Here is a 10,992-nt window from a genome sequence, read left to right on the forward strand (position 1 = left end):
CGTCGTGGCGGCCAATTGAAGCGAGTATAGACGTTTCAGTCAGGGCTGGTAATAGACTGAAGTGCGGCGCAATTTTCTTTGCGCTACATTAATGCGGTTGCATTTAGGGGTACGATTTTGCAATGAATCGTGCATACTGTGCGCTTTTTGTGGGCCAAGGGACCGGGAACACATTTGTTATTTAAACGAAAAGACTAGTCTATGAGCACTGATAATAAGCAATCATTACCCGCAATAACGCTTGCGGCGATCGGGGTTGTCTACGGTGATATCGGCACCAGCCCGCTTTATACGCTTCGTGAATGTCTGTCCGGCCAGTTTGGCTTTGGTGTTGAACGCGATGCCGTGTTTGGCTTCCTGTCCCTCATTTTCTGGCTGCTGATCCTGGTGGTTTCCGTTAAATATCTCTCCTTCGTTATGCGCGCTGATAACGCGGGCGAAGGCGGTATCCTGACCCTGATGTCCCTTGCCGGGCGTAATACCTCGGCCAGAATGACCTCAGTGCTGGTCATTATCGGCCTGATTGGCGGCAGTTTCTTCTACGGGGAAGTGGTGATAACGCCAGCTATCTCGGTGCTGTCGGCAATAGAGGGGCTGGAGATTATCGCGCCACAGCTGGATACGTGGGTGGTTCCGCTCGCTATCATTGTCCTGACGCTGCTTTTCGCTATTCAAAAGCACGGCACCGGGCTGGTGGGTAAACTGTTTGCACCGATTATGCTGGCCTGGTTCCTGATCCTGGCGGCGCTTGGCTTGCGCAGCATTATCGCGAACCCGGAAGTGCTGCATGCGCTGAACCCTTACTGGGCCGTGCATTTCTTCCTTGAATACAAAGTGGTGTCCTTTGTGGCGCTGGGGGCCGTTGTGCTCTCCATCACCGGTGTGGAAGCGCTGTATGCTGACATGGGCCACTTCGGGAAACTGCCTATCCGCGTGGCATGGTTTATTGTGGTGCTCCCCTCGCTGGTGCTGAACTACTTCGGTCAGGGAGCGCTGCTGCTTAAAAACCCGGAAGCGATCAAGAACCCGTTCTTCCTGCTGGCGCCTGACTGGGCGCTGGTGCCGATGCTGATCCTGGCGACGCTGGCGACCGTCATTGCCTCCCAGGCGGTGATTTCCGGCGTGTTTTCTCTGACGCGCCAGGCCGTGCGTCTGGGCTATCTGTCACCGATGCGCATCATCCATACCTCAGAGATGGAGTCGGGTCAGATCTACATCCCGTTCGTTAACTGGCTGCTCTATTTCGCTGTTGTCATTGTTATCGTCAGCTTCGAGCACTCCAGTAACCTGGCGGCGGCGTACGGTATTGCGGTAACCGGTACGATGGTACTGACATCGCTTCTCTCCACCACGGTGGCGTACCGAAACTGGCACTGGAATAAATTCCTCGTGGCGATGATTCTGGTAGGCTTCCTGTGCATCGACGTGCCGCTGTTCTCTGCGAACCTCGATAAAATTGTCTCCGGTGGCTGGCTGCCGCTGACGCTGGGTCTGGTGATGTTCATTGTCATGACCACCTGGAAAAGCGAGCGCTTCCGCCTGCTGCGTCGTATGCATGAGCACGGGAATTCTCTGGAGGCGATGATCGCCTCTCTGGAGAAATCCCCGCCGGTTCGCGTGCCGGGTACCGCGGTATATATGTCTCGCGCGCTGAATGTTATTCCGTTCGCGCTGATGCATAACCTCAAGCACAACAAAGTGCTGCACGAGCGCGTGATCCTGCTGACGCTGCGCACCGAAGATGCGCCGTATGTGCACAACGTCCGTCGCGTCCAAATCGAGCAGCTGTCGCCGACCTTCTGGCGCGTGGTGGCGAGCTACGGCTGGCGTGAAACGCCTAACGTGGAAGAGGTATTCCACCGCTGCGGCCTGGAAGGGCTGAGCTGCCGGATGATGGAGACGTCGTTCTTTATGTCGCACGAGTCGCTGATCATCGGCAAGCGCCCGTGGTATCTGCGCCTGCGTGGCAAGCTTTACCTCATCCTGCAGCGTAACGCCCTGCGCGCGCCTGACCAGTTTGAGATCCCGCCTAACCGCGTGATTGAGCTGGGAACGCAGGTCGAGATTTAAGTCTTCGTGCGGCCTGATGCCCTCACCCCAACCCTCTCCCTGTGGGAGAGGGCGCAAACATAAAAAACGGTAACCTGAGGGTTACCGTTTTGCATTTACCTCCACTCCATTTCACTTAGCGAAACGTTTCGACGGCGATCACAATTCCGTTACGTCATGATGGTTTTCTGAACATTTCTGGCGCTACACTACTTTTAGCGAAACGTTTCGCTAGTGGAGCAAGAAAATGAAGAAAGGCACTGTACTCAACTCAGAAATCTCATCGGTTATTTCCCGTCTTGGGCATACCGATACGCTGGTGGTTTGCGATGCAGGCTTACCGGTTCCGCGCAGCACAACCCGTATTGATATGGCGTTAACGCAGGGTGTTCCTTCGTTTATGCAGGTACTGGAAGTCGTGACGGCGGAGATGCAGGTTGAGGCGGCCATTCTCGCGGCGGAAATCAAACAACATAATCCGCAACTCCACGAAACGTTGCTCAGCCACATTGAGCAACTGCAACAACACCAGGGAAACACCATAGAAATTCGTTACACAACGCACGAGCAGTTCAAACAACAAACCGCAGACAGTCAGGCGGTGATTCGCAGCGGGGAGTGTTCCCCGTATGCGAATATCATTCTCTGTGCTGGCGTCACCTTCTGAGGCCATCATGGACGCATTACTGCAACTCAAAGGGATCGATAAGTCGTTCCCGGGCGTAAAAGCCCTCTCCGGTGCGGCGCTGAACGTCTACCCCGGGCGCGTGATGGCGCTGGTGGGCGAAAACGGTGCCGGCAAATCCACCATGATGAAAGTGCTGACGGGTATCTATCAACGCGATGCCGGTTCGCTCTTATGGTTGGGTAAAGAGACCACCTTCAATGGCCCGAAATCCTCTCAGGAAGCGGGTATCGGTATTATTCACCAGGAGCTGAACCTGATCCCGCAGCTCACCATTGCGGAAAACATCTTCCTCGGCCGCGAGTTTGTTAACCGGTTCGGCAAAATCGACTGGAAAACCATGTACGCCGAAGCGGACAAGCTGCTGGCGAAGCTGAACCTGCGCTTTAAGAGCGACCGCCTGGTGGGCGATCTCTCCATTGGCGATCAGCAGATGGTGGAGATCGCCAAGGTGCTGAGCTTTGAGTCGAAGGTCATCATTATGGATGAACCCACCGACGCCCTGACCGACACCGAAACTGAATCCCTGTTCCGCGTGATCCGCGAGCTGAAGTCGCAGGGGCGCGGGATTGTCTATATCTCTCACCGCATGAAAGAGATCTTCGAAATCTGCGATGACGTCACCGTCTTCCGCGACGGGCAGTTTATTGCCGAGCGCGAAGTCGCTACGCTGACCGAAGATACGCTCATCGAAATGATGGTGGGACGTAAGCTCGAAGATCAGTATCCGCATCTGGAGAAAGCGCCGGGTGAGATCCGCCTGAAGGTGGACAACCTCTGCGGTCCGGGCGTGAACGACGTGACCTTTACCCTGCGCCAGGGCGAGATCCTGGGCGTGGCGGGCCTGATGGGGGCCGGACGTACCGAGCTGATGAAAGTGTTGTACGGCGCACTGCCGCGCACCAGCGGTTATGTCACCCTCGACGGTCATGAAGTGGTCACCCGTTCTCCGCAGGATGGTCTGGCGAACGGCATCGTCTATATCTCTGAAGACCGCAAACGCGACGGCCTGGTGCTGGGGATGTCGGTAAAAGAGAACATGTCCCTGACCGCGCTGCGCTATTTCAGCCATAGCGGCGGAAGCCTGAAGCATAAAGATGAGCAGCAGGCGGTGAGCGATTTTATCCGCCTCTTTAACGTCAAAACCCCGTCGATGGAGCAGGCTATTGGCCTGTTGTCCGGTGGTAATCAGCAGAAAGTGGCCATTGCGCGCGGGCTGATGACGCGCCCGAAAGTGTTGATCCTCGACGAGCCAACCCGCGGCGTAGACGTGGGCGCGAAGAAAGAGATCTATCAGCTGATTAACCAGTTCAAGGCCGACGGTCTGAGCATCATTCTGGTCTCTTCCGAGATGCCAGAAGTATTAGGCATGAGCGATCGCATTATCGTCATGCATGAAGGGCATCTCGGCGGTGAATTCACTCGCGAGCAGGCCACCCAGGAAGTTCTGATGGCTGCCGCTGTGGGCAAGCTTAATCGCGTGAATCAGGAGTAAGAAGATGACTACCCAGGCTGTTTCTGGTCGCCGCTATTTCACAAAGGCATGGCTGATGGAACAAAAATCGCTGATTGCCCTGCTGGTGCTGATTGCGATTGTGTCGACCATGAGCCCGAACTTTTTCACCGTTAATAACCTGTTCAACATTCTGCAGCAAACATCGGTGAACGCCATTATGGCGGTCGGCATGACGCTGGTGATTTTGACCTCAGGTATCGATCTGTCCGTCGGTTCCCTGCTGGCGCTCACCGGTGCGATCGCCGCTTCGATTGTCGGCATTGAAGTCAACGCCCTTGTAGCCGTGGCCGCTGCCCTGGCAGCAGGCGCGGCGATTGGTGCCGTAACCGGCGTGATTGTGGCAAAAGGCCGCGTTCAGGCGTTCATCGCCACGCTGGTGATGATGCTGCTGCTGCGCGGTGTGACCATGGTGTACACCAACGGCAGCCCGGTCAATACGGGCTTTACCGATAACGCGGATCTGTTTGGCTGGTTCGGTATCGGGCGCCCGCTGGGTGTTCCGACCCCGGTCTGGATCATGGCTATCGTCTTCCTGGCGGCGTGGTACATGCTGCACCACACCCGTCTGGGCCGTTATATCTATGCGCTGGGCGGTAACGAAGCGGCAACGCGCCTGTCCGGTATCAGCGTTAATAAAGTCAAAATTATCGTTTACTCCCTGTGCGGTCTGCTGGCGTCACTGGCAGGTATCATCGAAGTGGCGCGCCTCTCCTCCGCGCAGCCGACGGCGGGTACGGGGTATGAGCTGGATGCTATCGCGGCAGTGGTTCTGGGCGGTACGAGTCTTGCGGGCGGTAAAGGTCGCATTGTTGGGACATTGATCGGCGCACTTATCCTCGGTTTCCTGAATAATGGTTTGAATTTGTTAGGTGTTTCCTCCTATTACCAGATGATCGTTAAGGCAGTGGTGATTTTGCTGGCGGTACTGGTAGACAACAAAAAACAGTAACTGACGACACTACAGGACATCTTAGATATGAACATGAAAAAACTGGCTACCCTGGTTTCCGCTGTCGCGCTGAGCGCAACCGTAAGTGCTAACGCCATGGCGAAAGACACCATCGCGCTGGTTGTCTCTACCCTGAACAACCCGTTCTTCGTCTCTCTGAAGGATGGCGCGCAGAAAGAAGCGGACAAGCTGGGCTACAACCTGGTGGTTCTGGATTCACAGAACAACCCGGCGAAAGAGCTGGCTAACGTTCAGGACTTAACCGTTCGCGGCACCAAAATTCTGCTGATCAACCCAACCGATTCTGATGCCGTAGGCAACGCCGTGAAGATGGCAAACCAGGCGAAGATCCCGGTAATCACCCTGGACCGTCAGGCAACCAAAGGCGAAGTTGTGAGCCATATTGCGTCTGATAACGTGCTGGGCGGTAAAATCGCCGGTGACTACATCGCGAAGAAAGCCGGTGAAGGCGCGAAAGTTATCGAACTGCAGGGGATTGCCGGGACTTCCGCGGCCCGTGAACGTGGTGAAGGCTTCCAGCAGGCTGTGGCTGCACATAAATTCAACGTGCTGGCCAGCCAGCCGGCCGACTTCGACCGTACTAAAGGCTTGAACGTTATGCAGAACCTGCTGACCGCGCATCCTGACGTGCAGGCCGTGTTTGCACAGAACGACGAAATGGCGCTCGGCGCGCTGCGTGCTCTGCAGACCGCAGGTAAATCTGATGTGATGGTTGTCGGATTTGACGGCACGCCGGATGGTGAAAAAGCAGTAAACGATGGCAAACTGGCTGCGACCATCGCTCAGCTGCCTGAGCAGATTGGCGCCACTGGCGTTGAAACTGCCGACAAAGTGCTGAAGGGCGAAAAAGTTCAGGCCAAATACCCGGTTGACCTGAAGCTGGTCATCAAGCAGTAAAAAGGCGAATCAGGCAGTCGCTGGCTGCCTGAGGGACACCAATAAAGAAAAGTGTGGCATACGCCACCGGGTAATACCGGTGGCGCTCTCAGATGGACAACCCAACCATGAAAACCGCAGGCAACCTCGTCGTCCTTGGCAGTATCAATGCCGATCACATTCTTAACCTTGAATCGTTCCCTACACCGGGCGAAACCGTCACGGGTAACCAGTACCAGGTGGCCTTCGGCGGTAAGGGCGCAAACCAGGCTGTCGCTGCCGGTCGCAGCGGGGCGAACATTGCCTTTATCGCCTGCACGGGGGATGACGATACCGGTGAGCGCGTACGCAAGCAGCTGGCGAGCGACAACATTGATATCGCACCGGTCAGCGTGGTTGCAGGGGAATCGACCGGCGTGGCGCTGATTTTCGTCAACGCGGAAGGTGAGAATGTCATCGGTATTCATGCTGGGGCTAATGCCGCGTTAACGACGGAGCGCGTCGAAGCGCAGCGTGGAATCATCGCCGGAGCGGAAGCCCTGCTGATGCAGCTGGAGTCACCGGTTGAAAGCGTGCTGGCCGCTGCCAAAATTGCGCATGAAAATCATACCACTGTCGTACTTAACCCGGCCCCAGCGCGTGTATTATCAGACGAGCTGCTGGCGCTGGTGGACATCATTACGCCGAACGAAACCGAAGCCGAAAAGCTGACGGGAATTCGCGTAGAAAATGATGACGATGCCGCGCGAGCCGCGCGTGCGCTGCACGATAAAGGCATCGGCACCGTGATTATCACCCTGGGGAGTCGTGGGGTGTGGGCAAGCGTCAATGGCGAAGGCCGTCGCGTGCCGGGCTTTAAGGTCAAAGCGATTGATACCATCGCGGCGGGAGATACCTTCAATGGTGCACTGGTGACCGCGCTGCTGGAAGGCAAAAGAATGGATGACGCTATCCGCTTCGCCCACGCTGCCGCCGCGATTGCGGTGACGCGCAAGGGGGCCCAGCCTTCCGTTCCGTGGCGTAAAGAGATCGATGAATTCTTAAGTCAGCAGGGGTAACGCTTGGCCACAATGAAAGATGTCGCCCGCATGGCGGGCGTTTCTACCTCGACGGTCTCTCACGTTATAAACAACGATCGCTTCGTCAGCGAGGCGATTCGGGAGAAAGTTGAAGCTGCGGTAAAAGATCTCAACTATGCGCCGTCTGCGCTGGCGCGCAGCCTTAAGCTCAACCAGACGCGCACCATCGGTATGCTGATCACCGCCAGTACCAACCCCTTTTATTCAGAACTGGTTCGCGGCGTGGAGCGCAGCTGCTTCGAGCGTGGCTACAGCCTGGTGCTGTGCAATACCGAGGGTGACGAGCAGCGTATGAATCGTAACCTGGAGACGCTGATGCAAAAACGCGTCGACGGGCTACTCCTGCTCTGCACCGAAACGCACCAGCCTTCGAAAGAGATCATCCAGCGCTATCCCTCGATTCCCACAGTGATGATGGACTGGGCGCCGTTCGATGGAACCAGCGATCTCATTCAGGATAACTCCCTGCTGGGCGGTGATATGGCGACTCAGCATCTGATTGATAAAGGCTATACCCGCATCGCCTGTATTACCGGCCCGCTGGATAAAACCCCGGCGCGTTTGCGTCTGGAAGGGTATCTCTCCGCCATGGAACGAGCAGGACTCGCCATTCCTGATGGCTACCGGATCACCGGCGACTTTGAATTTAACGGTGGCTTCGAGGCAATGCAGAAACTGCTGACACAAGCGCAGCGCCCGCAGGCGGTCTTTATTGGTAACGATGCAATGGCGTTTGGTGCCTATCAGGCGTTGTACCAGGCGGGACTACGCGTGCCGGACGATATGGCGGTGATTGGCTACGATGATATCGAACTTGCCCGTTACATGACGCCGCCGCTGACCACTATTCATCAGCCGAAGGATGAACTGGGCGAGCTGGCCATCGATGTGTTGATCCACCGTATGGCGCAGCCCACGCTGCAGCAGCAACGCCTGCAGCTTACTCCTGTTCTGATGGAACGCGGTTCGGTTTAGCTTTCTCTTTGTGACGCTCTTTAATCAGGTTTCGGCCGTCTTTCGGTTTTAACAGCATAAAGACCAGCGCCGATACCACGGTAAGTGCGCCCATGGTTATAAAGGTATAGTGGAACTGCTCAACGGTATTTGCGCTGTCGAAACCCTCATAAAACCTCAGCACTGCTGCACTCACGGCAACCCCTAAACTGATCGACAGCTGTTGCGTTACCGCCAGCACGCTGTTGCCGCTACTGGCGTTCTCGTCGGTCAGGTCCGCAAGGGTGATGGTGTTCATCGACGTGAACTGCGTTGACATCGCCATCCCCAGCACAAACAGCGGCAGGATCAGCATCCAGACGGGTAACGCCGCGGATTGCAGCGAGAACTGCGCAATCATCAGGCCGATAAAGACCGTCACGCCGACCAGCGTCTTACGATAGCCAAACCAGCGTAGTACCTGCGTCACGGTCGATTTTGCCAGAATCGAGCCCATCGCCGTAGGCGCCATCATGCAGCCGGCAATCAGAGCCGGGTAGCCGAAACCCACCTGCAGCATCAATGGCATCAGGAACGGTACGCAGCCTGTTCCCAGACGTGAAGCAATGTTGCCCGCAATCCCTACGGAAAACGTTCGGGTGTTAAAGAGCCTGAGGGAGATTAACGGCGTCGGGTGACGGCGCGCGTGACGTATATAAAGAAGGAACAGCAGAATCCCGGCGAGGATGACGGACAGGGCCAGCCACGTCGCCACGATTTTCTCACCGAACAATTCCATCCCGCTGGAGAACAGAACCAGGCTCAGGCCAAACAGGAAAAAGCCGCCCATGTCGAAGCTGCGCCTTGGCGTGGTGAAGTTCGGCATATATTTACGGGCATACAGCAGCCCCGCAACGCCAATCGGAATATTAATCAGGAAGATCCAGTGCCAGCTTGCCCAGGTGACAAACACGCCACCGAGTACCGGGCCTAGAATCGGGCCGACCAGGCCTGGCATGGTGACGAAGTTGAGCACGGGAAGCAGTTCGCTCCTGGGGTAGGCTCGCAGCAAGGCAAGGCGCGCCACCGGCATCATCATCGCGCCGCCAATGCCCTGTAATACGCGGAAGATAACCAGCTCTGTTAAGGATGAGGAGAGCGCACAGGCCAGCGAACCGAGCGTAAAGAGCGTTACGGCCAGCATGAAAATTTTGCGGGTGCCAAAGCGGTCGGCCAGCCAGCCGCTGACCGGAATTAACATTGCGACCGTCAGGGTGTAGCTGATGATGGCGGACTGCATCGCCAGCGGGGAGCGATTAAGGCTTTGTGCAATAGCGGGAAGCGCAGTGTTGAGGATGGTGGCATCCAGTGCCTGCATAAAAAACGCCATGGCTGCAATCCACGGCAATCCGGCCATGCTGCGCGCTTTTTTCTTTGTCATTTATTTACCTGCTGGTGGGTTGGCGCGGCCAGCAATGCCTGGCACGCACTCAGGGCTCGCTGCCCGTCGCTTTCCTGAATGGCATCCACTATCGCCTGATGCAAATCCAGTTTTACCACTTCGTTTTGTGTAATAGAGGTAAAGTAGGTGTGGTACACCGAATGAAATAAAGAGGCAAAAGAGGTGAGGAACGGATTGGCGCTCATCATATAGATGTGTTCATGCCAGGCCATATCGACCTCAACCCAGCGTTCGCGGTTGAAGTGCTTTTTCAGGAACACCATCTCTTCCATTAGCGCGTTAAGCTGTGCTTTCTGTTCTGCTGTTCCTAGCGTGGCGGCAAGCAGACACGCCTGAGGTTCAAGGCTGCTGCGCATCACCAGGAAGTGATCGACGACCTGATGAAAGTTATCTTCCGTCATCCACCAGGAGAGCAGCTCCTGATCGAGAAAATTCCAGTTACTCTGGGGCATCACGCGTGTGCCAATACGAGGACGTGGAAGCACCATACCTTTTGCCGTCAGGGTTTTCACCGCTTCGCGCACGGCGGTACGGCTCACCCCAAACTGCTCACCCAGCTCCATCTCACCCGGCAGGATGCTACCGGGGGCATATTTACCCGCTAAAATCCGCTGAGCCAGCTTTTCTGCCAGCACGTACGACAGGTTTTTTTGGGCGGCCAGCTGTTGTGCGCTTAATGGCATCGCTTTTATTCCTTAAAGATTCATGCTGATAATTATGCCACCTCGAATGTGATTGTGGTTGCAGATACATCAAATAGAACAATTTGTAGCTTGATTTCACCTCTATTGGTGAAAAAAAACGCGGACAGAATCTTTTTTTAAATTTCCTCTTGTCACATCGGAATAACTCCCTATAATGCGCCTCCACTGACACGGAACAACGGCTTACAGGCCGCCGGGTTAGCGGGGTTCAGAGATGAACGCCAGCAGAGAAAAGCGAAAATAAACGCTTGACTCTGAAGCGGGAAAGCGTAATATGCACACCCCGCGCCGCTGCGAAAAGCGAAGCGGCACTGCTCTTTAACAATTTATCAGACAATCTGTGTGGGCACTCAAAGTGACATGGATTCTTAATGTCTTCGGACAATAAATGAATACCAAGTCTCTGAGTGAACATACGTAATTCATTACGAAGTTTAATTCACGAGCATCAAACTTAAATTGAAGAGTTTGATCATGGCTCAGATTGAACGCTGGCGGCAGGCCTAACACATGCAAGTCGAGCGGTAACACAGGGAGCTTGCTCCTGGGTGACGAGCGGCGGACGGGTGAGTAATGTCTGGGAAACTGCCTGATGGAGGGGGATAACTACTGGAAACGGTAGCTAATACCGCATAACGTCGCAAGACCAAAGAGGGGGACCTTCGGGCCTCTTGCCATCAGATGTGCCCAGATGGGATTAGCTAGTAGGTGGGGTAAT

Annotated in this window: 9 protein-coding genes and 1 rRNA gene; 8 read left to right on the top strand and 2 right to left on the bottom strand. The window is 55.4% G+C overall.

From position 1 onward, the window contains the following. Nucleotides 1–201: 201 nt before the first annotated feature. From kup to rbsR, 7 genes are all read left to right on the top strand, one after another. Complete coding sequence (gene kup / locus N037_RS08675) at nt 202–2,070, top strand: low affinity potassium transporter Kup (protein WP_014881875.1); 1,869 nt, start codon at nt 202–204, stop codon at nt 2,068–2,070. 226 nt (nt 2,071–2,296) lie between these two features. Then, complete coding sequence (rbsD, locus tag N037_RS08680; RefSeq protein ID WP_003862392.1) at nt 2,297–2,716, top strand: D-ribose pyranase; 420 nt, start codon at nt 2,297–2,299, stop codon at nt 2,714–2,716. A 7-nt stretch (nt 2,717–2,723) separates the two neighbouring features. Continuing rightward, nucleotides 2,724–4,229 carry a ribose ABC transporter ATP-binding protein RbsA gene (rbsA, locus tag N037_RS08685; RefSeq protein ID WP_032640329.1) on the top strand — a complete coding sequence of 502 codons (1,506 nt, stop codon included), beginning with the start codon at nt 2,724–2,726 and terminating at the stop codon, nt 4,227–4,229. Nucleotides 4,230–4,233: 4 nt separating this feature from the next. After that, nucleotides 4,234–5,199 (top strand): ribose ABC transporter permease, encoded by a 966-nt coding sequence (rbsC, locus tag N037_RS08690; protein WP_006808742.1) that lies wholly within the window; start codon nt 4,234–4,236, stop codon nt 5,197–5,199. Nucleotides 5,200–5,226: 27 nt separating this feature from the next. Then, the gene (gene rbsB / locus N037_RS08695) at nt 5,227–6,117 is read left to right on the top strand and encodes a ribose ABC transporter substrate-binding protein RbsB (protein ID WP_010426610.1); all 891 of its coding nucleotides are present in this window, start codon (nt 5,227–5,229) and stop codon (nt 6,115–6,117) included. Nucleotides 6,118–6,224: 107 nt separating this feature from the next. Further along, nucleotides 6,225–7,154 (top strand): ribokinase, encoded by a 930-nt coding sequence (gene rbsK / locus N037_RS08700; protein WP_023333910.1) that lies wholly within the window; start codon nt 6,225–6,227, stop codon nt 7,152–7,154. Nucleotides 7,155–7,157: 3 nt separating this feature from the next. After that, complete coding sequence (gene rbsR, locus N037_RS08705) at nt 7,158–8,150, top strand: ribose operon transcriptional repressor RbsR (protein ID WP_072163920.1); 993 nt, start codon at nt 7,158–7,160, stop codon at nt 8,148–8,150. On the opposite strand, the gene mdtD is transcribed toward rbsR, so the two are convergent. Both mdtD and N037_RS08715 read right to left on the bottom strand, forming a co-directional pair. Then, nucleotides 8,116–9,549: a multidrug transporter subunit MdtD gene (gene mdtD / locus N037_RS08710; protein ID WP_032640332.1), complete on the bottom strand. Its 1,434-nt coding sequence runs from the start codon at nt 9,547–9,549 to the stop codon at nt 8,116–8,118. The two genes, rbsR and mdtD, sit on opposite strands and share 35 nt — an antisense overlap. After that, nucleotides 9,546–10,253 carry a FadR/GntR family transcriptional regulator gene (locus tag N037_RS08715; protein ID WP_023309775.1) on the bottom strand — a complete coding sequence of 236 codons (708 nt, stop codon included), beginning with the start codon at nt 10,251–10,253 and terminating at the stop codon, nt 9,546–9,548. The genes mdtD and N037_RS08715 overlap by 4 nt, the downstream gene beginning before the upstream one ends. Before the next feature lie 477 nt (nt 10,254–10,730). Here N037_RS08715 and N037_RS08720 point away from each other — a divergent pair. Next, a 16S ribosomal RNA gene (locus N037_RS08720) occupies nt 10,731–10,992 on the top strand; the annotation flags it as partial.

Source organism: Enterobacter sp. EGD-HP1 (assembly GCF_000733275.2).
Lineage (GTDB): Bacteria > Pseudomonadota > Gammaproteobacteria > Enterobacterales > Enterobacteriaceae > Enterobacter.

What these genes read in the sequence shown, in the direction of transcription:
- kup (WP_014881875.1), top strand. Translation starts at nt 202, where the DNA reads ATGAGCACTGATAATAAGCAATCATTACCCGCAATAACGCTTGCGGCG.
- rbsD (WP_003862392.1), top strand. Translation starts at nt 2,297, where the DNA reads ATGAAGAAAGGCACTGTACTCAACTCAGAAATCTCATCGGTTATTTCC.
- rbsA (WP_032640329.1), top strand. Translation starts at nt 2,724, where the DNA reads ATGGACGCATTACTGCAACTCAAAGGGATCGATAAGTCGTTCCCGGGC.
- rbsC (WP_006808742.1), top strand. Translation starts at nt 4,234, where the DNA reads ATGACTACCCAGGCTGTTTCTGGTCGCCGCTATTTCACAAAGGCATGG.
- rbsB (WP_010426610.1), top strand. Translation starts at nt 5,227, where the DNA reads ATGAACATGAAAAAACTGGCTACCCTGGTTTCCGCTGTCGCGCTGAGC.
- rbsK (WP_023333910.1), top strand. Translation starts at nt 6,225, where the DNA reads ATGAAAACCGCAGGCAACCTCGTCGTCCTTGGCAGTATCAATGCCGAT.
- mdtD (WP_032640332.1), bottom strand. Translation starts at nt 9,549, where the DNA reads ATGACAAAGAAAAAAGCGCGCAGCATGGCCGGATTGCCGTGGATTGCA.
- N037_RS08715 (WP_023309775.1), bottom strand. Translation starts at nt 10,253, where the DNA reads ATGCCATTAAGCGCACAACAGCTGGCCGCCCAAAAAAACCTGTCGTAC.